This window comes from Flaviflagellibacter deserti (genome assembly GCF_042652085.1).
GTDB classification, from domain to species: Bacteria; Pseudomonadota; Alphaproteobacteria; order Rhizobiales; family Methylopilaceae; genus Flaviflagellibacter; species Flaviflagellibacter deserti.
Genome location: NZ_JBHSJF010000006.1, coordinates 581,383 through 605,297 on the forward strand (window position 1 = coordinate 581,383; position 23,915 = coordinate 605,297).

At 63.5% G+C, this 23,915-nt stretch carries 25 protein-coding genes and 3 tRNA genes; 26 read left to right on the forward strand and 2 right to left on the reverse strand.

Annotated elements, in window-relative coordinates; all coding sequences use genetic code 11:
* Window positions 1-2 precede the first annotated feature (2 nt).
* From ACFPFW_RS09795 to ACFPFW_RS09840, 10 genes are all read left to right on the forward strand, one after another.
* A complete protein-coding gene (locus ACFPFW_RS09795) occupies window positions 3-746 on the forward strand; it encodes a ferredoxin reductase (RefSeq protein ID WP_465254246.1) in 744 nt (247 codons plus the stop codon).
* Window positions 747-976: 230 nt separating this feature from the next.
* Window positions 977-1,483 carry a DUF1993 domain-containing protein gene (locus ACFPFW_RS09800; RefSeq protein WP_114955784.1) on the forward strand — a complete coding sequence of 169 codons (507 nt, stop codon included), beginning with the start codon at window positions 977-979 and terminating at the stop codon, window positions 1,481-1,483.
* A 99-nt stretch (window positions 1,484-1,582) separates the two neighbouring features.
* A tRNA-Leu gene (locus tag ACFPFW_RS09805) sits at window positions 1,583-1,667 on the forward strand.
* A 64-nt stretch (window positions 1,668-1,731) separates the two neighbouring features.
* Entirely contained in the window at window positions 1,732-3,081 is a 1,350-nt protein-coding gene (gene tig, locus ACFPFW_RS09810; protein ID WP_114955783.1) for a trigger factor, read from the forward strand.
* Between the two features lie 22 nt (window positions 3,082-3,103).
* Complete coding sequence (locus ACFPFW_RS09815; RefSeq protein ID WP_114955782.1) at window positions 3,104-3,748, forward strand: ATP-dependent Clp protease proteolytic subunit; 645 nt, start codon at window positions 3,104-3,106, stop codon at window positions 3,746-3,748.
* A gap of 311 nt (window positions 3,749-4,059) precedes the next feature.
* Complete coding sequence (gene clpX, locus ACFPFW_RS09820; protein ID WP_114955937.1) at window positions 4,060-5,325, forward strand: ATP-dependent Clp protease ATP-binding subunit ClpX; 1,266 nt, start codon at window positions 4,060-4,062, stop codon at window positions 5,323-5,325.
* Between the two features lie 235 nt (window positions 5,326-5,560).
* On the forward strand, window positions 5,561-7,984 hold the full coding sequence (gene lon, locus ACFPFW_RS09825; RefSeq protein ID WP_114955781.1) for an endopeptidase La: 2,424 nt from the start codon (window positions 5,561-5,563) through the stop codon (window positions 7,982-7,984).
* Between the two features lie 196 nt (window positions 7,985-8,180).
* Entirely contained in the window at window positions 8,181-8,456 is a 276-nt protein-coding gene (locus ACFPFW_RS09830; RefSeq protein ID WP_114955780.1) for an HU family DNA-binding protein, read from the forward strand.
* 55 nt (window positions 8,457-8,511) lie between these two features.
* A tRNA-Val gene (locus tag ACFPFW_RS09835) sits at window positions 8,512-8,587 on the forward strand.
* Window positions 8,588-8,725: 138 nt separating this feature from the next.
* Window positions 8,726-8,802: transfer RNA gene (locus ACFPFW_RS09840), tRNA-Asp, on the forward strand.
* Between the two features lie 57 nt (window positions 8,803-8,859).
* Here ACFPFW_RS09840 and ACFPFW_RS09845 read toward each other — a convergent pair.
* Window positions 8,860-9,090 (reverse strand): hypothetical protein, encoded by a 231-nt coding sequence (locus ACFPFW_RS09845; RefSeq protein WP_114955779.1) that lies wholly within the window; start codon window positions 9,088-9,090, stop codon window positions 8,860-8,862.
* 258 nt (window positions 9,091-9,348) lie between these two features.
* Here ACFPFW_RS09845 and aqpZ point away from each other — a divergent pair, with 258 nt between their 5' ends.
* The 4 genes from aqpZ to ACFPFW_RS09865 all read left to right on the forward strand — a co-directional run bounded on the left by aqpZ (window position 9,349) and on the right by ACFPFW_RS09865 (window position 13,377).
* Window positions 9,349-10,068: an aquaporin Z gene (aqpZ, locus tag ACFPFW_RS09850; RefSeq protein ID WP_114955778.1), complete on the forward strand. Its 720-nt coding sequence runs from the start codon at window positions 9,349-9,351 to the stop codon at window positions 10,066-10,068.
* A 112-nt stretch (window positions 10,069-10,180) separates the two neighbouring features.
* Entirely contained in the window at window positions 10,181-11,467 is a 1,287-nt protein-coding gene (locus ACFPFW_RS09855; protein ID WP_114955936.1) for an NAD(P)/FAD-dependent oxidoreductase, read from the forward strand.
* 72 nt (window positions 11,468-11,539) lie between these two features.
* On the forward strand, window positions 11,540-11,920 hold the full coding sequence (locus tag ACFPFW_RS09860) for a hypothetical protein (RefSeq protein WP_162799588.1): 381 nt from the start codon (window positions 11,540-11,542) through the stop codon (window positions 11,918-11,920).
* A 62-nt stretch (window positions 11,921-11,982) separates the two neighbouring features.
* Window positions 11,983-13,377, forward strand: coding sequence for a PepSY-associated TM helix domain-containing protein (locus ACFPFW_RS09865; protein WP_114955776.1), 1,395 nt, complete (start codon window positions 11,983-11,985; stop codon window positions 13,375-13,377).
* A 43-nt stretch (window positions 13,378-13,420) separates the two neighbouring features.
* Here the strand turns inward: ACFPFW_RS09865 and ACFPFW_RS09870 are convergent, their stop codons facing one another.
* A complete protein-coding gene (locus ACFPFW_RS09870; RefSeq protein WP_114955775.1) occupies window positions 13,421-13,642 on the reverse strand; it encodes a hypothetical protein in 222 nt (73 codons plus the stop codon).
* Between the two features lie 318 nt (window positions 13,643-13,960).
* Here ACFPFW_RS09870 and ACFPFW_RS09875 point away from each other — a divergent pair, with 318 nt between their 5' ends.
* The 12 genes from ACFPFW_RS09875 (at window position 13,961) to nuoK (ending at window position 23,909) form a co-directional block, all read left to right on the forward strand.
* The gene (locus tag ACFPFW_RS09875; protein ID WP_114955774.1) at window positions 13,961-14,209 is read left to right on the forward strand and encodes a DUF2188 domain-containing protein; all 249 of its coding nucleotides are present in this window, start codon (window positions 13,961-13,963) and stop codon (window positions 14,207-14,209) included.
* A 231-nt stretch (window positions 14,210-14,440) separates the two neighbouring features.
* On the forward strand, window positions 14,441-14,806 hold the full coding sequence (locus ACFPFW_RS09880) for an NADH-quinone oxidoreductase subunit A (RefSeq protein ID WP_114955773.1): 366 nt from the start codon (window positions 14,441-14,443) through the stop codon (window positions 14,804-14,806).
* Window positions 14,797-15,387: a NuoB/complex I 20 kDa subunit family protein gene (locus ACFPFW_RS09885; protein ID WP_114955772.1), complete on the forward strand. Its 591-nt coding sequence runs from the start codon at window positions 14,797-14,799 to the stop codon at window positions 15,385-15,387. The genes ACFPFW_RS09880 and ACFPFW_RS09885 overlap by 10 nt, the downstream gene beginning before the upstream one ends.
* Before the next feature lie 26 nt (window positions 15,388-15,413).
* Window positions 15,414-16,016 (forward strand): NADH-quinone oxidoreductase subunit C, encoded by a 603-nt coding sequence (locus tag ACFPFW_RS09890; RefSeq protein WP_114955771.1) that lies wholly within the window; start codon window positions 15,414-15,416, stop codon window positions 16,014-16,016.
* 2 nt (window positions 16,017-16,018) lie between these two features.
* A complete protein-coding gene (locus ACFPFW_RS09895; RefSeq protein WP_114955770.1) occupies window positions 16,019-17,209 on the forward strand; it encodes an NADH-quinone oxidoreductase subunit D in 1,191 nt (396 codons plus the stop codon).
* The gene (nuoE, locus tag ACFPFW_RS09900) at window positions 17,209-17,976 is read left to right on the forward strand and encodes an NADH-quinone oxidoreductase subunit NuoE (RefSeq protein WP_114955769.1); all 768 of its coding nucleotides are present in this window, start codon (window positions 17,209-17,211) and stop codon (window positions 17,974-17,976) included. Before ACFPFW_RS09895 ends, nuoE begins: the two co-directional genes overlap by 1 nt.
* A gap of 1 nt (window position 17,977) precedes the next feature.
* Complete coding sequence (nuoF, locus tag ACFPFW_RS09905; RefSeq protein WP_114955768.1) at window positions 17,978-19,282, forward strand: NADH-quinone oxidoreductase subunit NuoF; 1,305 nt, start codon at window positions 17,978-17,980, stop codon at window positions 19,280-19,282.
* Between the two features lie 21 nt (window positions 19,283-19,303).
* A complete protein-coding gene (nuoG, locus tag ACFPFW_RS09910) occupies window positions 19,304-21,385 on the forward strand; it encodes an NADH-quinone oxidoreductase subunit NuoG (protein ID WP_114955767.1) in 2,082 nt (693 codons plus the stop codon).
* Between the two features lie 7 nt (window positions 21,386-21,392).
* Window positions 21,393-22,418 carry an NADH-quinone oxidoreductase subunit NuoH gene (nuoH, locus tag ACFPFW_RS09915; RefSeq protein ID WP_114955766.1) on the forward strand — a complete coding sequence of 342 codons (1,026 nt, stop codon included), beginning with the start codon at window positions 21,393-21,395 and terminating at the stop codon, window positions 22,416-22,418.
* A gap of 4 nt (window positions 22,419-22,422) precedes the next feature.
* Window positions 22,423-22,911, forward strand: a complete 489-nt coding sequence (gene nuoI, locus ACFPFW_RS09920) for an NADH-quinone oxidoreductase subunit NuoI (RefSeq protein ID WP_114955765.1) — start codon at window positions 22,423-22,425, stop codon at window positions 22,909-22,911.
* A 62-nt stretch (window positions 22,912-22,973) separates the two neighbouring features.
* Window positions 22,974-23,582 carry an NADH-quinone oxidoreductase subunit J gene (locus ACFPFW_RS09925; protein ID WP_114955764.1) on the forward strand — a complete coding sequence of 203 codons (609 nt, stop codon included), beginning with the start codon at window positions 22,974-22,976 and terminating at the stop codon, window positions 23,580-23,582.
* Between the two features lie 18 nt (window positions 23,583-23,600).
* Window positions 23,601-23,909 (forward strand): NADH-quinone oxidoreductase subunit NuoK, encoded by a 309-nt coding sequence (gene nuoK / locus ACFPFW_RS09930; RefSeq protein ID WP_114955763.1) that lies wholly within the window; start codon window positions 23,601-23,603, stop codon window positions 23,907-23,909.
* The last annotated feature ends 6 nt before the right edge of the window (window positions 23,910-23,915 follow it).

Consider the following 23,915-nt stretch of genomic DNA (forward strand, 5'->3'; position numbering starts at 1 on the left):
TGGTGATTTCTTCCAGCACGCGGATCGAGTGGCAGACGGCAACGGTCAAGGAGATCGTGCCGCGGACGCCGCGCGTCACGAGTTTCGTTCTCACTCCCTCCCGGCCGTTCACCCCCAAAGCCGGGCAGCATGTCGACGTGCGTTTGACGGCGCCGGACGGCTATCAGGCGCAGCGGGGTTACTCGATCTCCTCCGCGCCCGAGAGCGCGCCCGACATCGAGCTTGCGATCGAGCGGCTGGAGGAGGGCGAGGTCTCTCCCTTCTTCCACCAGGTCGTGCAGCCCGGCGACGAGATCGAACTGCGTGGGCCGCTCGGCGGGCATTTCGTCTGGGCGGCAGAGGAGGGCGGTCCGATCCTACTCATCGCCGGCGGCTCGGGCGTCGCGCCGCTGATGGCGATGGCGCGGCACCGCGCGGCGAGCGGTTCGACCGTGCCGATGGCGATGCTGTTCTCATGCCGGACCTGGGACGAGGTGATATTCCGCGACGAACTGTTGGCGATGCACCGAAAGCGGGACGGCTTCGAGCTCATTCTGACTCTGACGCGCGACGTCGAGAAGCGGAACGGCCTTCACGGGCGTCGGATCGATTCCGCGATGGTGACGGAGGCGACGGAGCGGCTGCCGACGCCGCCGGTGCTGACGTTCGTCTGCGGCTCGAACGCCTTCGTTTCCGCGGCGTCGGAAAGCTCCGTCGCGGCCGGTGTTCCGGCGGGATCGATCAGGACCGAGAGATATGGGGGATAGCGTTTTGCACCGGGCCGTTCCCCGGACAAGTGCGCGGAGCGCACGCCGATCCGGGGCCCAGCGCATGAGCGCGCCGCAGGCGCTCCATAGCTGAAGTGCGGCTTCGCCACGAGGTACGCTGGGTCTCGGTTCTCGCGATGTGCTCCGCACACGCCGGAACACGGACATCCCTTGCGCCCCGCCCATCCATCCATACCTAGGCGGCACCTTACCTCAACCGGAAACGTCCAATGTCCCTTTCCATGTATGACGCGTCGCTGCCCGTCTTCGTGCGCGCCTTCGAGAACCTCGGCAAAATCCTCGAAAAGGGCGAGCAGTTCGCCCGCGAGCAGGGCATCGATCCGAAGGAACTGGTCGAGACGCGGCTCGTCGCCGACATGGACCCACTGCGCTCACAGATCCAGCGAGCCTCCGACAGCGCCAAGGGCGCGGCGGCGCGGCTCGGCGGCGTCGACAATCCGAGCTTCCCGGATAACGAGACGACGTTCGAGGAGCTCCACGAGCGCATCAGCAAGACCGTCGACTTCCTGAACGGCGTCGACCGTTCGCAGATCGAGGGCAGCGAGGATCGCGAAGTGACGATCAACAGCCGTCGGCAGACGGTCACCATGCGCGGGCAGGACTATCTGTTGCGCTTCGCCCTGCCGAACTTCTTCTTCCACGTCACGACCGCCTACGACATTCTCCGCCACAAGGGCGTGCCAGTCGGCAAGATGGACTATATCGGCGATCTTTGAGACCACGCTTCACAAGTGATTCCGCGTCTCGCACTTTTTTGGTGCGAAGCGCGGACGCCATGCTATAGACGCCCCGCACCCGTGAGGGGCGCGCCCGGCGCGGGCGTGGCGGAACTGGTAGACGCGCTGGATTTAGGTTCCAGTGGCGAAAGTCGTGGGGGTTCGAGTCCCTCCGCCCGCACCAACGGCCGGTCAGCTAGACCATTTTCAAGCGCTCCCGAGAGAGCCGCACGATCCGGAAGATAACCATGCAGGTCACCCAAACCCTCTCCGAGGGACTGAAGCGCGAATTTCGCATTACCGTCCCCGCGACCGATCTCGACAGCCGCGTTTCCGAACGCCTGAACGAGCTCAAGGACAAGATCCGGATCAACGGCTTCCGTCCCGGCAAGGTGCCGGCCGCCCACCTGAAGCGCATGTATGGCCGCTCGGTGTTCGGCGAGGTCCTGCAGCAGGTCATGGCCGAGGCCAATCAGCGGATCGTCGAGGAAAACAAGATCAAGCTCGCGATGCAGCCGAAGGTCTCGATGCCGGAGAACGACGAGGAAGTCGAAAGCGTCGTGAACGGTGAGGCCGACCTGGCCTATACGGTCGAGGTCGAGGTGCTTCCGGAGATCGCGGTCGGCGACCTGAAGAAGATCAAGATCGAGAAGCCGGTGGCCGAGGTTCCCGATTCCGAGATCAACGAGACGCTGGAGCGTCTCGCCGAACAGAATTCCGAATACGAGCCGAAGACCGGCAAGTCGGCCAAGGCCGCGAACAAGGACCGCGTGACGATCGACTTCGTCGGTTCGATCGATGGCGAGAAGTTCGATGGCGGCGCGGGCGAGGATCACCCGCTCGTGCTCGGCTCGGGCGCTTTCATCCCGGGCTTCGAGGACCAACTGGTCGGCGTCAAGGTCGGTGACGAGAAGGTCGTGAAGGTCAGCTTCCCGGCCGACTACCGCGCGACCGACCTCGCCGGCAAGGACGCCGAATTCGCCGTGACCGTGAAGGAAGTCGCTTCGCCGAAGAGCGGCGCGATCGACGACGAGCTGGCGAAGAAGCTCGGCATGGAATCGCTCGACAAGCTCAAGGAAGCCATCCGCGAGCAGACCGACAAGAACTACCAGCAGGCCTCGCGCATGAAGATGAAGCGCGCCCTGCTCGACGCTCTCGACGAGACCCACAAATTCGATCTCCCGCCGACCCTGGTCGAGCAGGAATTCGCCAATATCTGGGCGCAGGTTGAGCGTGAGATCGCGAATGGTTCGGCGGGCGACAAGTCCGAAGACCAGTTGCGGACCGAGTACAAGGCGATCGCAGAGCGCCGCGTGCGCCTCGGCCTGCTCCTTGCGGAGATCGGTGAGAAGAACGATATCCAGGTCACGAACGATGAGGTCACCCGTGCCGTCGTCGAGCGTGCCCGCCAGTTCCCCGGCCAGGAGCAAATGGTTTGGGAATACTACCAGAAGACTCCGGAAGCTCTCGCCGAACTCCGCGCGCCGATCTACGAGGAGAAGGTGGTCGACTTTATCGTCGAGCTTGCCAAGGTGACCGAGAAGAAGGTCTCCAAGGAAGAGCTCTTCGCCGACGCCGACGAGACTAACGCGGCCTGAGCTCCGCTCCATAGGAACCGAAATGCGCGATCCGATTGAAACCTATATGAATCTTGTGCCGATGGTCGTCGAGCAGACGAGCCGCGGCGAACGCGCCTTCGACATTTTCTCGCGCCTGCTCAAGGAGCGGATCATCTTCGTGACGGGTCCGGTCGAGGACGGCATGTCCTCGCTGATCGTCGCGCAGCTGCTGTTCCTCGAGGCCGACAATCCGAACAAGGAAATCTCGATGTACATCAACTCCCCGGGCGGAGTGGTGACGTCGGGCCTCGCGATCTACGACACCATGCAGTACATCCGGCCGAAGGTTTCGACGCTCTGCGTCGGCCAGGCTGCCTCGATGGGCTCGTTGCTGCTTTGCGCGGGCGAGAAGGACATGCGCTTTGCGACGCCGAATGCGCGCGTGATGGTGCATCAGCCGTCGGGCGGTTTCCGCGGTCAGGCCTCGGATATCGAGCGCCACGCCGAGGACATCGTTAAGCTGAAGCGCCGCCTGAATGAAATCTACGTGAAGCATACGGGTCAGCCGTACGAGCAGATTGAACGGACGCTTGACCGCGACCATTTCATGTCGGCTGACCAGGCGAAGGAATTCGGGATCATCGACCAGGTCTTCGAGACCCGTCCGACCGACGGCGAAGGCGCTGCGAAGATTCAGGCGGCCTGATTAGACAAAGTACGGCCTGCGGCGTACCAACGCAGGCCGTGCAGCCGCCGCCCAAAAGGGGAAGTGTGGCTGGCGTGCTACTTGCACAGGAAGCTGAGGGACCCGGTCTGTCCACCGGGTTGATCTGTTGAGCCTCAGCATGGTCACATTCCCGTTGAGTCTTGGTTCGTTCGCGGCGATCCGCGAGGTATGCGTGGGGGTGATGCCCGTAAGGTTCTGGCATTGGCTACACGGATTGTTAGGCCGGCGGGTCTACCGTTTAGGGTTACGGCCCTAGATAAAAAGGACGCCGTCGGAAGGAAATGGAAGACATGAGCAAGGCCGGCAGCGACTCGAAGAACACGCTCTACTGCTCGTTCTGCGGCAAGAGCCAACACGAGGTCCGCAAGCTGATCGCGGGACCGACGGTGTTCATTTGCGATGAATGCGTCGAGCTCTGCATGGATATCATCCGCGAGGAGAACAAATCCTCGCTGGTGAAGTCGCGCGACGGTGTTCCGACGCCGAAGGAAATCCGCAAAGTCCTCGATGATTACGTCATCGGCCAGGATCAGGCGAAGAAGGTCCTCTCGGTCGCCGTCCATAATCATTATAAGCGCCTGAACCACGCGACGAAGCACAACGACGTCGAGCTGGCCAAGTCGAACATCCTGCTCGTCGGTCCGACCGGCTCGGGCAAGACGCTCCTTGCGCAGACGCTCGCCCGCATCCTCGACGTGCCGTTCACGATGGCCGACGCCACGACGCTCACCGAAGCCGGCTATGTCGGCGAGGACGTCGAGAACATCATCCTGAAGCTACTGCAGTCGGCCGACTACAATGTCGAGCGCGCGCAGCGCGGCATCGTCTATATCGACGAGATCGATAAGATCTCGCGCAAGTCCGACAACCCGTCGATCACGCGCGACGTGTCGGGCGAGGGCGTGCAGCAGGCGCTTCTGAAGATCATGGAAGGCACGGTCGCTTCCGTCCCGCCGCAGGGCGGCCGCAAGCATCCGCAGCAGGAATTCCTGCAGGTGGACACGACCAATATACTGTTCATCTGCGGCGGCGCTTTCGCGGGTCTCGAGCGCATCATCTCCTCGCGCGGCAAGGGTACGTCGATCGGCTTCGGCGCCAAGGTATCGGCTCCGGAAGATCGCCGCACCGGCGAAGTGTTCCGTGAGGTCGAGCCCGAGGACCTGCTGAAGTTCGGCCTGATCCCGGAATTCGTCGGCCGCCTGCCGGTCATCGCCACGCTGGAAGACCTCGACGAGGCGGCGCTGGTGAAGATCCTGTCGGAGCCGAAGAACGCGCTCGTGAAGCAGTATCAGCGTCTGTTCGAGATGGAGGGCGTCGAACTCTCGATGCACGAGGACGCGCTCGGTGCGGTGGCCCGCAAGGCGATCCAGCGCAAGACCGGCGCGCGCGGCCTGCGCTCGATCCTGGAAGCGATCCTGCTCGACACGATGTACGACCTGCCGGGTCTCGAAGGCGTCGACGAGGTGGTGATCTCGGACGAGGTCGTCGAGGGCAAGGCGAAGCCGCTCTACATTTACTCGGATCGCGGTGCCGACGCGACCGAGGCCAGCGCCTGATGGATCCAGAACCGGCTCCCGTTCGCCGGTTCCCGCAGGCCCTGCAGATCAGGACCGCGCGCCTTGAAAGCTCGCGGTCCGGCAACCAATTAGAAATCAACACAAGGACCCGCCCTGGACTGTCAGGACGGGCCTTCGCTCCCGGGGGGCGCACGCGGCTTTCAAAGCGCGTCACGCACCTTCGTGTGCAGTCGGCGGCGGGCTATCCGGCCGTCGCCGTGAAAGGACATCCACTATGACCAGTTCGAAGGTGCGCACGCCGGTTCCGGGCGAAACGGACGTCTATCCCGTCCTGCCGCTTCGCGACATCGTCGTGTTCCCGCATATGATCGTGCCGCTGTTCGTGGGGCGCGAGAAGTCCATCCGCGCTCTCGAGGCGGTAATGCGGCTCGACAAGCCGATCCTTTTGGCAACCCAGCTCAATCCGGCCGATGACGATCCGGCGCCCGAGGCGATCTACAAGGTCGGTACGGTTGCGACGGTCCTGCAGCTGCTGAAGCTTCCCGATGGCACCGTGAAGGTGCTGGTCGAGGGCATCGGCCGCGCGCGCGTCGGCAAGTATCGCGAGCGCGAGGATTTCTACGAGGCCGAGGCCGAGGTTCTCGACGACGTCGGCGCCGAGGCGGTCGAGAGCACTGCTCTGGCCCGTTCGGTGGTCAACGAGTTCGAGAGCTATGTGAAGCTCAACAAGAAGATCGCCTCCGAGGTCGTGACGGCGGTGACGCAGATCGAGGATTCCTCGAAGCTCGCCGACTCCGTCGCATCGCATCTCTCGGTGAAGATTCCCGAGAAGCAGGCGATCCTCGAGCTTCTGAACGTCGGTGAGCGTCTCGAGCGCGTGCTCGGCCTGATGGAGAGCGAAATCTCCGTGCTGCAGGTCGAGAAGCGCATCCGCACGCGCGTCAAGCGCCAGATGGAGAAGACGCAGCGCGAGTACTATCTCAACGAGCAGATGAAGGCGATCCAGAAGGAGCTCGGCGACGGCGATGAAGGCCGCGACGACACCGCCGAACTCGAAGAGAAGATCAAGACCACCAAGCTCTCGAAGGAAGCCCGCGAAAAGGCGACGGCCGAGGTTAAGAAGCTGAAGCAGATGTCGCCGATGTCCGCGGAAGCGACGGTGGTGCGCAACTATCTCGATTGGCTGCTGTCGATCCCGTGGGGCAACAAGTCGAAGGTCCGCAAGGATCTCGACTTCGCCGAGCAGGTGCTCGATTCCGACCACTTCGGCCTGGATAAGGTGAAGGAGCGTATCGTCGAGTATCTCGCGGTGCAAAGCCGCGCGAACAAGCTCGCCGGCCCGATCCTGTGCCTCGTCGGTCCTCCCGGCGTGGGTAAGACCTCGCTCGCCAAGTCGATCGCCAAGGCGACCGGCCGCGAATATGTCCGCATGTCGCTCGGCGGCGTGCGCGACGAGGCTGAGATCCGCGGCCATCGCCGCACCTATATCGGCTCGATGCCCGGCAAGGTCATCCAGTCGATGAGGAAGGCGAAGAAGGCCAATCCGCTCTTCCTGCTCGACGAGATCGACAAGATGGGCATGGACTTCCGCGGCGACCCGGCCTCGGCGCTTCTCGAAGTGCTGGATCCGGAGCAGAACCACACGTTCAACGACCACTATCTGGAGGTCGACTACGACCTGTCGAACGTGATGTTCATCACCACGGCGAACACGCTGAACATCCCCGGTCCGCTGATGGACCGCATGGAGATCATCCGTATCGCCGGCTACACCGAGGATGAGAAGGCCGAGATCGCTCGCCGCCATCTGATCCCGGAACAGGTGAAGAAGCACGGTCTGACGCCGAAGGAATGGTCGATCGACGACGCGGCTCTGAAGACTGTCGTCCGTCGCTATACCCGCGAGGCCGGCGTTCGTAATCTGGAGCGCGAGATCGCCACGATGGCCCGCAAGGCCGTCAAGGAGATCGTCTCCAAGAAGGCGAAGTCCGTGAAGGTCACCGAGGCCAATCTCGAAACCTATCTCGGCGTGCCGAAGCATCGCTACGGCGAGGCGGAGCTGGAGGATCAGGTCGGCGTGGTGACCGGTCTCGCCTGGACGGAAGTCGGCGGCGAGCTGCTCACGATCGAAGGCGTGATGATGCCGGGCCGCGGTCGCATGACCGTGACGGGCAACCTCCGCGACGTGATGAAGGAATCGATTTCCGCGGCTGCGTCCTATGTGCGCTCGCGTGCCGTCGATTTCGGCATCAAACCGCCGCTGTTCGAGAAGCGCGACATCCACGTGCACGTGCCGGAAGGAGCGACGCCGAAGGATGGGCCCTCGGCCGGTGTCGCCATGGCCACCGCCATCGTTTCGGTGATGACCGGCATCCCGGTCCGCCGCGACATCGCGATGACCGGCGAGATCACGCTGCGCGGACGCGTGCTGCCGATCGGCGGTCTGAAGGAGAAACTGCTCGCGGCGCTGCGCGGCGGCATCAAGACGGTGATGATCCCGGAGGAAAACGCGAAGGATCTCGCGGACATCCCGGATAACGTTAAGAGCGGACTGGAAATCATTCCGGTGACCCACCTGAATGAAGTCCTGAAGGTGGCGCTGCTGCGCCAGCCGGAGCCGATCGAATGGGAAGAAGAGGCGGAGCCGCTTCCGAAGCCAATCGTCGAGGACGACGGCGCGGCCCTGACCGCTCACTGACCTTTAGTGTGACACTTTGACCATCGGAAACGGCCCGCATTTTGCGGGCCGTTTTTGTATGTGCCGTGCTTACCACACACGGCCATTCTTGGATCGAATCGCAGGCCGGATTCCCTTGCGTTCACGGGCGTTTCGCGAAACTTTGCCATCACGGGCCGCGGGGGCAGGCCCAATCTACAAGAATGCGGAGAGCAACATGAATAAATCGGATCTCATCGCGGCCGTTGCCGACAAGGCAGGGCTCAGCAAGGTACAGGCTTCGGCAGCGGTCGAGGCCGCCATCGACTCGATCGTCGATAAGCTGAAGCAGGGTGAGGAGGTCCGGCTCGTTGGATTCGGCACGTTCGAGGTGGTGCAGCGCGCCGCCGGCGTCGGCCGCAATCTGCGCACGGGCCAGGCGATCAAGATCCCGGCGTCCAAGACGCCGAAGTTCCGGGCCGGCCAGGTCCTGAAGGACGCAATCAACCGCTGAGAACAGCCGAGCGACTTGCGCTGCGGCCCCGAACCCCCTTAATGCGTGCGGCAGAGGGCGGTTAGCTCAGCTGGTAGAGCATCTCGTTTACACCGAGAGGGTCGGCGGTTCGATCCCGTCACCGCCCACCACCATCCAAACGCCGGTCCTTAATGGTCCGGCGTTTTTTATGTCGCAGATGGTGATTTCCTCACGTTCTGTCCGTTGACTTGGGGGAGGGGGTGTCGTAGTCACGCCCACCTCAGAGCGGCCGCGGCGCGGTCCTCTCCGGGGGTGTAGCTCAGTTGGTTAGAGCGCCGGCCTGTCACGCCGGAGGTCGCGGGTTCGAGCCCCGTCACTCCCGCCATCATTCGGTGGCTTAGCAGAGACATTTTCCGAGAAGTTGTCGCATGAGATCGGTCGGCTAGAGCGCTGCGCCGTAAAGGACGCAGATCGCGCCGAGCGCCATCAGCGCCACGCCCGGCCAATTCCTGGCCAGCCCAAGGAAAGCGAGGCCCTGCCGCTTGGGCTCCAGGGTTTGCTCACCTCGGGATAGACGGGACGGATCGGTCAAGGGCCGTCCGGCGAGGGCCTGCCACAGCGTGTAAAGAACACCGCAGATCAGCATCAATGAACCCAAGAGAACGATCGACATGTTGTTCTCCTCGACAACGCGGCTGATCCCACGGATTTGGGAACATTGGCGGCAGGGCCTCCTCTGAATGGACTCCTCGCGACGACGAATTGTTCCATTCGGACGATCGGTCCCGAAACGACCGGCGGAGGAAACGGGCGCCCGCCATGAGAATGCGCACGACCCCGTTAACGGCTCGCGGTGGATACCTGAGTGCATTCTGTGGATTAGCTTTGTCGATAGGCGTAACCTTTCCCAATAACAAAAGGGGAGGAAGCGATGTCCAGGAAGCTCGCGGCGGAGTTCTTCGGCACGTTTTGGCTTGTCTTCGGCGGTTGCGGCAGCGCGGTGCTTGCCGCTGCGTTCCCCGAGCTCGGTATCGGCTTTGTCGGCGTTGCGTTTGCGTTCGGGCTGACCGTTCTCACCATGGCCTATGCGGTCGGCGGCATTTCGGGCGGTCATTTCAACCCGGCGGTCTCGCTCGGCCTGGCGATGGCGGGGCGCTTCGAGTGGAAGGAACTCGTCCCGTACTGGATCACCCAGGTAATCGCCGGTCTCGTTGCAGCCTTCATCCTCTATATGATCGCGTCCGGCGCACCGAATTTCACGGCAGGCGGATTCGCCTCGAATGGCTACGGCGATCTCTCGCCAGGCAAATACGGGATGATGTCGGCGCTGCTCATCGAGATCGTGCTGACCGCGGCGTTCCTGATCATCATCCTCGGCTCGACGTCAATCGCGGCGCCGGCGGGCTTCGCTCCGATCGCGATCGGCCTCGGCCTCACTCTGATCCATCTCATCTCCATCCCGGTCACCAACACTTCGGTGAACCCGGCACGCTCGACGGCGGTCGCGTTCTTCGCGGAGACCGGGGCGGTGTCACAGCTCTGGCTGTTCTGGGTCGCGCCATTGATCGGCGCGGCGCTCGGGTCGCTGGCCTACACTCTCCTGCTGGCGCCCGGTGAATCGCCCGGCAAGATCGCTCGCGAGACGAACTGAACGGGCTTGGGCCGCGGGCGCAGAATGCCCGCGGCCGGGACCGGCTAGTCCGAAATGACGGTGTGAGCGCAGCGCGCCGGGCTCTAGGATGCGTGCGATTTGCGAGGTCGCCATGAGCCCGGAAACGAACGCGGAAGAGCCTGCCGGAGAACATGTCGTCATTGCTGGCGGCGGCTTTGGTGGCATCGAGGTGGCGAAGGCGCTCGGTGCGGCAGGCATTCGGGCGACCGTGGTCGATCGCCAGAACCACCATCTGTTTCAGCCGTTGCTCTATCAGGTCGCGACCGCGGCCCTTTCGCCTGCGGACATTGCCGAGCCGATCCGCCGAATTCTGCGGCCCTATCCAAGTACTGACGTGCTTTTCGCCGAGGTGATCGGCATCGACAAGCAAACCCGCACGGTCCTCCTGAAAGGCCATGCGCCCATCCGCTTCGACAGGCTGGTGATCGCGACGGGCTCCCGGCCCAGCTATTTCGGGAACGACGACTGGGAAAAGTGCGCGCCGGGCCTCAAGACCATCGACGACGCCCGCAGACTTCGGACCAGGCTTCTGCTCGCCTTCGAGCGCGCCGAGATCTGCGATGATCCCGTCGAGCAGCACAGGTTGATGACGTCGGTCGTCATCGGAGCAGGTCCGACCGGAGTCGAGATGGCCGGATCGATCGCCGAACTTGCCCGCTACACGCTGGCGCGCGACTTCCGGAAGATCAAACCGAATCTCGCCCGAACCATCCTGATCGAGGCCGGCCCGCGCGCGCTGCCGGCATTCACGCCGAAAATGTCGAAATATACCGAGAAGGCACTGCACGACCTCGGCGTGGAGATACGGATGGGCCAGAAGGTCGAGCGGATTTCCGATGGCTCGGTCACGGTCGCCGGCGAAACAATCGAGGCCGGGACAATCGTCTGGGCGGCGGGCGTGAAGGCAACCGATGCAAGCGGCTGGCTGGAGGTCGAGCCAGACCGGGCAGGGCGGATTGCCGTCAATCCCGATCTCTCGGTGCCGGGCCTGGACCGCATCTATGTGCTTGGCGATCTCGCGCTGCTGAACGGCGAAGACGGCCAGCCGCTTCCCGGTCTCGCCCAGGTGGCGAAGCAACAGGGCCAGTTTTTGGGGAAGGCGCTGGCGGCGAACATCAGATCGGGGACACCGCTGCCTCCGTTCCAATTCCACAATCGCGGCAATGTCGCGATCATCGGCCGGCATGCGGCGGTGTTCGAGGCAGGACGGTTGCGTCTGAAGGGATGGCCGGCCTGGTTCGCCTGGGCCGTGGTGCACGTCTATCTTCTGGTCGGTTTCCAGCACCGCGTCATCGTCTCGCTGCAATGGATCTGGCGCTATCTCACTTATGACAGGGGCGCGCGCCTGGTCGCGGAGGATGCGAACGAGCAGAAGTAAGCGGCCTTCTCTGCGGCATCCGCTCCATTGTGGGGAGGCCGTGGGGATGTTAGCTCCCGTACGGGGGAAGGAATGTCCGGACGGAGTCAACTGACGAGAGCAGTGATCGCGGGGCTCGCAGCCTATGCGCTGCTGCTCCACGCCTTCGTCATGTCTGCTGCCGCCACGCCGCGTGCGGGGGAGGCGCAGCTTCTCTCGGCCCTGCAGGTCGTCTGCTCTGGCCAGACCGCCGATCGCCCCGATTTTCCGGCACCAGCGCACACCCGACATGTTCCGCCATGCGTCGTTTGCGCGTTCGGCCATGCGGCACTTGAAGCGCCGACCGCGACCGTCGTCGCTCCCGAACCTGAAACCCACCAGGAATTCGTCTTCGTGCCGCGTGCGGAGCCGCGCCCGAGCGATCCGAAATTCGTGACCAGTGCCCGTCCGAGGGCTCCTCCCGCTTTCGCCTGAACGACTCTTCCGGACCCCGCCGCATCAGCGGCGGCACTCCCACGTTCAACGAAAGCTTCGTCATGACCAAGCATCTTTCCAGCGCGGGCCACGCAGCCACGCGCGTCAGCGGCTCCGAATTTCGGGCCTTCATCACCCGACTTCATTTCTATGTCGGCCTGTTCGTCGGGCCCTTCATCCTCGTCGCGGCGCTCACCGGCACGCTGTTCGTCCTGACGCCCCAGATCGAGACGCTCATCTATGCGGACCAGTTGCGGGCGCAGACACAGGGAGAACCGCGGTCCCTAGCCGACCAGGCGCAAGCCGCCCGGTCCTATATCGGCCAGGGACCGCGGCTGTTTGCAATGCGACCGGCGCCGAAGGCGGGCGCGACCACGCGGGTGATGTTCAGCCAGCCGGGCCTTGGCGATTCCGAAAGCCGGGCGATCTTTGTCGATCCCGTCTCGCTGAGGATACAGGGCGATCTGATCGTGTACGGGACCAGCGGAAACCTGCCGTTGCGAACGACGATCGACTATCTCCACCGGCATCTGCTTCTGGGGGAGATCGGGCGCGTCTACAGCGAGTTGGCGGCATCGTGGCTCTGGATCGCGGCGCTCGGCGGAGTGCTGCTCTGGAGCTGGCAGAGCAACCAGGCGGCGCGCACTGGGGTGGGGCGGCTGCGCCGCCTGCACTCGACGACCGGCATCTGGCTGGCGGTTGGATTGGTCTTCCTCTCGATCACCGGCCTGACATGGTCGAAATGGGCAGGCGATCATATCGATCAGGCGAGGGGCTATCTCGGCTGGACGACCCCTTCGGTCACCACGAAGCTGACCGGCGTCTCGTCAGGAACCGGATCGAGTGAGCATGCGTCTCACGGCACGCACGACCCGGGCGTTTCGCCGATCGCCGGCGATCCCTCAATCCTGCTCGACGATATCCAGTTCGTTGCCCGACAGGGCGGCATCGACTCACCATTCATCGAGATCAGGCCGGCCAAAGCCGCAGATCAGGCGTGGCTGGTCCGCGAATATGATCGGAGCTGGCCGACCCAGGTCGACACCATCGCGATCGATCCGAGCACACTATCGGTGGTCAGCCGCGCGGATTTCGAGACGTTTCCGCTTATCGCAAAACTGATCCGCTGGGGGATCGACGCTCACATGGGCGTGCTTTTCGGGCTGCCCAACCAGCTTCTGCTCGCGGCGACGGGGTTCGTGCTGACGACGATGATCGCGCTCGGTTACGCGATGTGGTGGAAACGACGCCCATCTGCCGGCGTGATGCCGAAGACCCTGATCGCGGCATGGGTCAGGTTATCGCCAGCGATCAAAGTGGCGACGGTCGCTGTGGCGATTGGCCTGGGCTGGGCACTGCCGCTGATGGGCGTCAGCACACTGGCGTTCATCGTGGTCGATGCGCTGCGCTGGAAAATCGCGCTCTCGATGTGGGACGCGCAACAATCCCTGATCTGACAGGACACGGCGGAGCATCGGCTCCGCCCCATCCTCCTCGATGTCAGCCGAACATGCCGACGGCGTGGCTCAGCTTCCAGAGCGCCGTGCCGAAGGCGAGACCAAGGGCGATCGCGGCGGCCTGCATCATCAGGACGTTCTGCGGGACGTCCATGCGGATTGCCCTGGCGCGAGCGCGAGACTGCGGACGCGGATGATTCCACGGGTCCTCGTCGGCCCAGTGATCGTGTTCAAGCCAGTTCTTGGCGACTGCCATCGGCACCATTTGCTATCCCCTTCTGGGTGGACCCCGGTTGCAACCGGAGGTTCCGTGCAGCCTTACGCTGCAGATTGACTAGATTGCTTTGAATTCACACGTAAATTTTGAGTGATCCGGCGCGAGTTGCCGGGGCTTGCTCATATCCGCCGTCGTCAGCGTCGAGCCCATCGTGGCGACGCTCACTTACAAGCGCCACTTATTGCAGGCACATGTTTCCGGCGAACCACGTCGCGTGGGTTCTTTGTTTCCGCCGGGAAACAGAAGGTTCAAACGTGGGAACCGGCCCAGCGGGAGAAGGGTTGATGGTCGAAGGAGAGTTTGCCGATGACCGACGTGACCTACGAGATCGTCCAGCACAATGGCGGCTGGGCCTACAAACTGGGAGACGTCTTCTCCGAGACCTTCGCGACTCACGACGAGGCGCGCTTCGCTGCCGAACGGGTGGCGAAGGAGCAGGAGAGGCCGGGCGAGACCGGGACGATCGAGTACCAGGACGAAAAGGGCAGGTGGCATGAGGAGCTGGAGGACGGCTCCGACCGGCCGCACACCCACGTCAGCGAAACTACTGATTGAAGGGCAGGCGCGGCGTCTCGCCACACCGCGTCGCGAAACCTCTAATTAGAGGGATTAAAAGCTCGGTTTGGCTTGCTTCGGCGTCGTGGCATGGAGTATGCCTCGGCCTGCCGATTTTATCGCTTGCGCCAAGGCTTGCAGGCGTTCCCGGTGTGTGGCCGGGCCGCCCTTTGGGCGCGATTTGATCGGACGGGCCGACGTTTGGTCCGAGGTCCTCTCAAAGGCGTTGCCATGAACGCGCTTCTTGCCGACTACCTTCCGCTCGCAATCTTCATTGGTGTTGCGCTCGTTATCGGCCTGGCTCTTCTGATCGCGCCATTCCTGGTCGCTTATCGCAGCCCGGATGCCGAGAAGCTCTCCGCCTACGAATGCGGCTTCAACGCGTTCGACGACGCCCGTATGAAGTTCGACGTGCGGTTCTATCTCGTCGCGATTCTGTTCATCATCTTCGACCTCGAGGTCGCCTTTCTGTTTCCGTGGGCCGTTGCGTTCCGCGATGTCGGGGATCTCGGTTTCTGGTCGATGATGCTGTTCCTCGGCGTGCTGACCATCGGATTCGTGTACGAGTGGAAGAAGGGTGCATTGGAATGGGATTGAACATCGACCCGAGCCGCGCCCGCCCGCTGATCGCGCCGGAGCCTCGCGGCATTATCGACCCGGCAACCGGCAAGCCGGTCGGTTCGAACGACCCGTTCGTTTCCGAAATCAACCGCGAACTCGCCGACAAGGGCTTCATCGTCACTTCGACGGAAGACCTGATCGCCTGGGCACGCACCGGCTCGTTGATGTGGATGACCTTCGGCCTCGCCTGTTGCGCGGTCGAGATGATGCACATGTCGATGCCGCGGTACGACGCCGAGCGCTTCGGCTTCGCGCCCCGCGCCAGCCCGCGGCAGTCCGATGTGATCATCGTGGCCGGCACGCTCTGCAATAAGATGGCACCCGCGTTCCGCAAGATCTACGACCAGATGCCGGAGCCGCGCTACGTGATCTCGATGGGATCCTGCGCCAACGGCGGCGGCTATTATCACTATTCCTATTCGGTGGTGCGCGGCTGTGACCGCGTGGTGCCGGTCGATGTCTATGTGCCCGGATGCCCGCCCACGGCGGAAGCGCTGCTCTACGGCGTGCTTCTGCTCCAGCGGAAGATCAGGCGCACCGGCACGATCGAGCGCTGAGCCGAAAGCGGGGGCGGTTCAGAGTGATGGACGAAAGTCTGAAAGAACTGGGTGAGCACATCGCGGCGGCTCTGCCGAACGCGGTGCGCGGCTGGAGTCTGCCGGTCGGACAGCTGACTTTGGACGTCGAGGGCGCCGAGATCCTCAACGTCCTGCAGTTCCTGCACGACGATCCGCGCTGCCAGTTCTGGTGCCTGATCGACATCTGCGGCGTCGACTATCCGCAGCGCGATAATCGGTTCGACGTCGTCTATCATTTGCTGTCGCCCAAGCAGAACGCCCGCATCCGCCTCAAGGTGCAGACCGACGAGGTGACGCCGGTTCCGAGCGCGGTCGACCTGCATCCCTCGGCCAACTGGTTCGAGCGCGAGGCATACGACCTCTACGGCATCCTGTTCTCCGGACATCCGGATCTCCGTCGCATCCTCACCGACTACGGCTTCGAGGGGCATCCGCTGCGCAAGGACTTCCCGCTGACCGGCTTCGTCGAGGTTCGATACGACGACATCCAGAAGCGCGTGGTCTACGAGCCGGTGCGCCTGCCGCAGGAATTCCGAAACTTCGATTTCCTCAGCCCGTGGGAAGGCACCGACTACACCCTTCCGGGCGACGAGAAGGCGAAGAACTGATCATGGCCGAAGCAGAACTTCGCAATTTCACCATCAATTTCGGACCGCAGCATCCGGCCGCGCACGGCGTTCTCCGCCTCGTGCTGGAGCTCGACGGTGAGATCGTCGAGCGCGTCGATCCGCATATCGGCCTGCTTCATCGCGGCACTGAGAAGCTGCTCGAATACAAGACCTATCTTCAGGGTCTGCCGTATTTCGACCGGCTCGATTACTGCTCGCCGATGTCGATGGAGCACGCCTGGGTTCTCGCGATCGAGAAGCTGGTCGGCGTCGACGTCCCGCGCCGCGGCCAGCTGATCCGCACGCTGATGGGCGAGCTGACCCGCATCATGTCGCATCTCCTCAACGTGACGACGTTCGCGATGGACGTCGGCGCGCTGACCCCGCCGCTGTGGGGCTTCGAGGAGCGCGAGAAGCTGATGGTGTTCTACGAGCGGACCTCCGGCGCGCGCATGCACGCGGCCTATTTCCGCCCGGGTGGCGTCCACCAGGACCTGCCGAACGAGCTGATAGACGACATCTACGACTGGTGCGACCCGTTCCTGCAGACCGTGCAGGACCTGGAAGACCTGCTGACCGGCAACCGAATCTTCAAGCAGCGTAACGCCGATATCGGCGTGGTCTCGCTGGAAGATGCGTGGAAGTGGGGCTTCTCGGGCGTGATGGTCCGCGGCTCAGGTGCCGCCTGGGACCTGCGCCGCGCGCAGCCTTACGAGCTCTATTCCGAGATGGAATTCGATATTCCGGTCGGCAAGCATGGCGACTGCTACGACCGCTATCTCGTCCGCATGGAAGAGATGATCCAGTCGGCGCGCATTATGAAGCAATGCTGCGATAAGCTGCGCTCTGCCGATGGCGGCGGACCGGTCTCGTCGTGGAACAACAAGGTGGTGCCGCCGAAGCGCGGTGAGATGAAGCGTTCGATGGAGGCGCTGATCCACCACTTCAAGCTCTACACCGAGGGCTTCAAGGTGCCGGAAGGCGAGGTCTACGCCGCGATCGAAGCGCCGAAGGGCGAATTCGGCGTTTATCTCGTCTCCGACGGTACCAACCGTCCTTATCGTGCGAAGATCCGGGCCCCAGGCTTCGCACATCTCGCGGCCATGGATTTCCTCAACCGTGGCCACATGCTGGCCGATGTGAGCGCCATCCTGGGTTCGCTCGATATCGTGTTCGGCGAGGTTGATCGCTGATGTCAGTTCGTCGTCTCGCAGCCGTCCAGCCCGAGAGCTTCGCCTTCACGCCTGAAAACGTGAAGTGGGCGAAGGGCATTATCGCCAAATATCCGGAAGGCCGTCAGGCCTCGGCGGTCATCTCGCTTCTGTGGAAGGCGCAGGAGCAGCATGGCGGCTGGCTGCCGGAGCCGGCCATTCGCGCCGTCGCCGACATGCTCGGCATGGCCTATATCCGCGTGCTCGAAGTCGCGACCTTCTACACGATGTTCGCGCTCCAACCGGTCGGTAAGCACTTCGTGCAGGTCTGCGGCACGACGCCTTGCCTGCTGCGTGGCGCCGACAAGCTGATGCATGTCTGCGAGAAGGTGATCGGCCACCAGAATCACGTCACCGAGGACGGCCAGCTTTCGTGGCTCGAAGTCGAGTGCCTGGGTTCGTGCTCGAATGCGCCGATGGCGCAGATCAACTACGATTATTTCGAGGATCTCGATCCCGAGAGCTTCGAGAAGCTGCTCGACGATCTCCGCAACGACCGACCGGTGAAGCCCGGCCCGCAGGTCGAGCGCGCCTGCTCGGGTCCCGTCGGCGGTCCCACCACTCTGCTCGACCAGTCGCTCTATGACGGTTCGGTGGTCGGCTCGTGGAAGAAGCGCTTCGACGAGACCAAGGCCGCGAAGGAAGCCGCTACCGTTCAAGCCGCGACGGAGGCAGCCAAGCCGAAGGAAACGAGCCCCGGCGAGAAGCAGGCTGCCAAGCAGCCGACCGACAAGACGAAGGGGGCCTGAGATGCTGCACGATCGCGATCGCATCTTCACGAACCTTTACGGTCTTCACGATTCCGGCCTTCAGGGCGCGATCAAGCGCGGCTCCTGGGACGGCACCAAGATGCTGCTCGAAATGGGCCGCGACTGGATCATCGACGAGATGAAGGCGTCCGGCCTGCGCGGCCGTGGCGGCGCCGGCTTCCCGACCGGCCTGAAATGGTCGTTCATGCCGAAAGTGTCGGACGGCCGTCCGCACTACCTCGTGGTTAACGCCGACGAATCCGAGCCGGGCACGGCGAAGGACCGCGAGATCATGCGCAATGATCCGCAGACCCTGATCGAAGGCTGCCTGATCGCAAGCTTCGCGATGGGCGCGAACGCCTGCTACATCTACATCCGCGGCGAATATGTCCGCGAGAAGGAACGCCTGCAGGCGGCCGTCGACGAGGCCTATGCCGCGAACCTGATCGGCAAGAACAACGTTCACGGCTATCCGTTCGACCTCTACGTCCACCACGGCGCGGGTGCCTACATCTGCGGCGAGGAGACGGCTCTCATCGAGAGCATGGAAGGCAAGAAGGGCATGCCGCGGCTGAAGCCGCCGTTCCCGGCCAATATGGGCCTCTACGGCGCGCCGACGACCGTCAACAATGTCGAGTCGATCGCGGTCGCGCCGACCATCCTGCGCCGTGGCGCGGCCTGGTTCGCCGGCATCGGCAAGCCGAACAATGTCGGCACCAAGCTCTTCACGATCTCCGGCCACGTCGAGCGGCCGTGCAACGTCGAAGAGGCGATGGGCGTCGACTTCCGCGAGCTGGTCGAGCGCCATTGCGGCGGCATCCGTGGCGGCTGGGACAACCTTCTGGCGGTTATTCCGGGCGGCTCGTCCGTGCCGCTGCTCCCGGCCGAGCAGTGCCAGGAGCTGTCGATGGATTTCGACACGCTGCGCAATCTGAAGTCCGGCCTCGGCACTGCGGCGGTGATCGTGATGGACAAGTCGACCGACGTGATCCAGGCGATCGCGCGGCTCGCGCACTTCTATAAGCATGAGAGCTGCGGCCAGTGCACGCCGTGCCGCGAAGGCACCGGCTGGATGTGGCGCGTGCTCACCCGCATGGTCCGTGGCGAGGCCCAGAAGAAGGAGATCGATCTCCTGCTCGAAGTCTCGCTGCAGATCGAAGGTCACACGATCTGCGCGCTCGGCGACGCCGCGGCATGGCCCGTGCAGGGTCTGATCCGACATTTCCGCCACGAGATCGAGAAGCGTATCGACGACTTCACGGCGCGGAACACGGGCGACACCGTGATCCCCGTGGCGGCGGAATAAGGCGAGGGGAAAGAAGCCGAGATGGCTAAGATCATCGTCGACGGAACCGAGCTGGACGTCCCGCCGGACTTCACGCTGCTGCAGGCGGCGGAGCAGACCGGCGCGGAAATTCCGCGCTTCTGCTTCCACGAGCGCCTGTCGATCGCCGGCAATTGCCGCATGTGCCTCGTCGAGGTGAAGGGCTCGCCGAAGCCGGTCGCGTCCTGCGCCATGGCGGTCAAGGACCTGCGTCCCGGCCCGAACGGCGAGCCGCCGGTCGTCATCACGAATTCGCCTTACGTCAAGAAGGCGCGCGAAGGCGTGATGGAGTTCCTGCTGATCAACCATCCGCTCGATTGCCCGATCTGCGATCAGGGCGGCGAGTGCGACCTGCAGGACCAGGCGATGGCCTACGGTTCCGACGCATCGCGGTTCGCGGAGAACAAGCGCGCGGTCGAGGACAAATATATCGGTCCGCTCGTGAAGACGGTGATGACGCGCTGCATCCAGTGCACGCGCTGCGTCCGCTTCTCGACGGAAGTCGCCGGCGTTCCGGACCTTGGCTCGATCGGCCGCGGCGAGGACATGGAGATCACGACCTATCTCGAAAAGGCGATGACCTCCGAGCTGCAGGGCAATGTGATCGACCTCTGCCCCGTCGGCGCACTGACCTCGAAGCCCTATGCGTTTGCGGCACGTCCATGGGAGCTGTCCAAGACCGAGACGATCGACGTCATGGACGCGCTCGGCTCGAACATCCGTGTCGACGCGCGGGGCCGTGAAGTGCTCCGCATCATGCCGCGCCTCAATGAGGACGTGAACGAGGAGTGGATCTCCGACAAGACCCGCTTCGTCTGGGACGGCCTGAAGACCCAGCGTCTCGACCGCCCGTATATCCGCGAGGCGGGCAAACTGCGTCCGGCGACCTGGAATGAGGCGTTCACGCTGATCGCCGAGAAGGTGAAAGCGACGAAGCCGAAGAAGATCGGCGCGATTGCTGGCGATCTCGCTTCGGTCGAGGATATTTTCGCGCTGAAAGGCCTGATGTCGAACCTCGGGGTGAAGAACCTCGATTGCCGCCAGGACGGCGTCGCTCTCGATCCGTCGTTCGGCCGCGCGAGCTACATCTTCAATCCGGGCGTGTCCGGCATCGACACAGCCGACGTCATCCTGCTGGTGGGTTCGAATCCGCGCTGGGAAGCGCCGGTGCTTAACGCTCGCATCCGCAAGGCATGGCGCCTCAATGGCACCAAGGTCGCGGTGATCGGTGAGCAGGCCGACCTGACCTATGCCTATGACTATCTCGGTGCCGGCGTCGATACGCTGAACGGCGTTGTCGACGGCTCTCACTCGTTCTCGAAGACGCTCAAGGACGCCAAGCGCGCCATCGTGATCGTCGGTCAGGGCGCCCTGATTGGTGAGAACGGCGCGGGCGTGCTGTCGCTCGCGGCCAAGGCTGCCGATGCGATCGGTTCGTTGACCGACGAATTCTCTGGTCTTGCCGTCCTCCACACGGCGGCTTCGCGCGTCGGCGCGCTCGATCTCGGCTTCGTGCCGGGCGAGGGCGGTCTCGGACTCGCGGGCATGCTGAAACCGAAGGCGCTCGACGTCCTGTTCCTGCTCGGTGCCGACGAAGTCGACGTGCCGGCCGGGCCGTTCGTTATCTATCAGGGCACGCATGGCGATCGCGGCGCGCATCGCGCCGACGTCATCCTGCCGGGTGCGGCCTATACTGAGAAGCACGGCACCTGGGTGAACACCGAGGGCCGCGTCCAGATCGGTTCGCGCGCGACCTTCCCGCCAGGCGATGCCCGCGAGGACTGGGCGATTCTGCGTGCGCTCTCCGACGTGCTGGGCGTGAAACTTCCCTATGATAGCTTCGCCCAGCTCCGCGCGACGCTCTACGCGGCCTACCCGCACATGGCGGCCGCCGACCAGATCCTGGCCGGCGATGTCGCCTCGCTGAAGAGCCTCGCGGGGCGGGGTGGCGCGGTACAGGCCGGGCTCGCGTTCCGCTCGAGCATCGAAAACTTCTATTTCTCGAACCCAATCGCCCGCGCATCGGCCTTGATGGCCGAATGCGCGACGCTTGCCGCCGGCGGCAAGCTCGAAGCGGCGGAGTGAGGACCTGATGTTGCAGGAAGCCTGGACAAGCTGGCTCTGGCCGCTGCTGCTGATGGTGCTGCAGAGCGCGCTCGTGCTCGTTCTGCTGCTCGTCTTCATCGCCTTCTATCTGCTCGCCGACCGCAAGATCTGGGCGGCTGTTCAGCTTCGCCGCGGTCCGAACGTGGTTGGCCCATTCGGCCTGTTCCAGAGCTTCGCCGACCTGTTGAAGTTCGTGCTGAAGGAGCCGGTCATCCCATCGGGCGCCAATAAGGGCGTGTTCCTGCTGGCGCCGTTGGTGACGGCGGTGCTGGCGCTCGCCGCCTGGGCGGTGATCCCGTTCCAGGAAGGCTGGGTGATCGCCGACATCAATGTCGGCGTGCTCTACATCTTCGCGATCTCGTCGCTCGGCGTGTACGGGATCATCATGGGCGGCTGGTCGTCCAACTCGAAGTACCCGTTCCTCGGCGCGCTCCGCTCGGCGGCGCAGATGGTCTCCTACGAAGTCTCGCTCGGCTTCGTCATCATCTCGGTGCTGCTGATCGTCGGTTCGCTGAACCTGTCGGACATCGTTCGCGCCCAGGATACGCCGTACGGCGCACTCGGCTGGTATTGGCTGCCGCTGTTTCCGATGTTCGTGATCTTCTTCATCTCGGCGCTGGCCGAGACGAACCGTCCGCCCTTCGACTTGCCGGAAGCTGAGTCGGAGCTCGTCGCGGGCTTCGCGGTCGAATATTCGTCGACGCCGTATCTGCTGTTCATGCTTGGCGAGTACGTCGCGATCATGGGCATGTGCTCGCTGACGGCGATCCTATTCATGGGCGGCTGGCTGTCGCCGATCCCGTTCGCGCCGTTCACCTGGGTGCCGGGCGTGATCTGGTTCCTGCTGAAGGTCAGCCTCGTTTTCTTCATGATCGCGATGGTGAAGGCGTTCGTGCCGCGCTACCGCTACGACCAGTTGATGCGTCTCGGATGGAAGGTATTCCTGCCGATCTCGCTAGCGATGGTCGTCATCACGGCCGCGGTGCTCCATTTCACCGGTTGGGGGGCGTAAGGCTATGAGAATGGACCAGGCCGCCCGCTCGATCTTCCTCGGCGAGTTCGTATCCGCCTTCTTCCTGGCGATGCGCTACTTCTTCAAGCCGAAGGCGACGATCAACTACCCCTTCGAGAAGGGGCACATCTCGCCGCGCTTCCGTGGCGAGCATGCGCTGCGCCGCTATCCGAACGGCGAGGAACGCTGCATCGCCTGCAAGCTTTGCGAGGCGATCTGCCCAGCGCTTGCAATCACGATCGAGGCGGGACCGCGCCGCAATGACGGCACGCGCCGCACGACGCGCTACGACATCGACATGGTGAAGTGCATCTATTGCGGCTTCTGCCAGGAGGCATGCCCGGTGGACGCGATCGTCGAGGGACCGAACTTCGAGTTCGCCACCGAGACGCGCGAAGAGCTTCTGTACGACAAGGAAAAGCTGCTCTCGAACGGCGATCGCTGGGAGCGGGAGCTTTCCCGCCGCATTGCTCTCGACTCGCCGTATCGCTGACGGGTGTTCGAGAGTATGGACCGCACTTCAAGACACGTTCCGCACCGGGACGGGGGGACCAAATGACCTTGGCTTCGGCCTTCTTCTACCTGTTCGCAGGGATCGCCGTCGCATCGGCGTTCATGGTCATTGCGGCCAAGAACCCGGTGCATTCGGTTCTCTACCTCATCCTCGCGTTCTTCAACGCCGCGGGCCTGTTCCTGCTGCTGGGCGCCGAGTTCCTGGCGATGATCCTCGTCGTCGTCTACGTCGGCGCGGTCGCGGTGCTCTTCCTGTTCGTCGTGATGATGCTCGACGTCGACTTCGCCGAGTTGCGGGAGGGCTTCCTGCAATATCTGCCGATCGGCGGACTGGTCGGGATCATCGTGCTGGTCGAGCTCGTCCTCGTCGTCGGCAGTTGGGCGGTGGCGCCATCGGCACCGCAGGCCATAGCTGAGCGGACACCGACCGACATCACCAACGCCGAGGCGCTCGGCCGGGTGCTCTACACGGACTATCTGCTGTTCTTCCAGTTGTCGGGCCTGATCCTGCTCGTCGCGATGATCGGCGCAATCGTGCTGACGCTTCGCCACAAGGAAGGCGTCAAGCGCCAGAACATCGCCGCACAGGTCGCGCGCACCAAGGCGGCCGGTCTTTCACTTCATGACGTCAAGCCCGGACAGGGTCTCTGAGGCGGGGCGGGGGATAACATGGACGTCGGTCTCGGACATTATCTCACGGTGGCAGCCATCCTGTTCACGCTCGGCGTGTTCGGGATCTTCCTGAACAGAAAGAACGTCATCGTCATCCTGATGTCGGTCGAGCTCATCCTGCTCGCCGTGAACATCAATTTCGTCGCGTTCTCGAGCTTCTCGGGCGATCTCGTCGGTCAGGTCTTCGCGTTGCTCGTGCTCACCGTCGCGGCCGCGGAGGCCGCGATCGGCCTCGCAATTCTCGTCGTCTTCTTCCGCAATCGTGGATCGATCGCGGTCGAGGACATCAACATGATGAAGGGCTAAAGACAC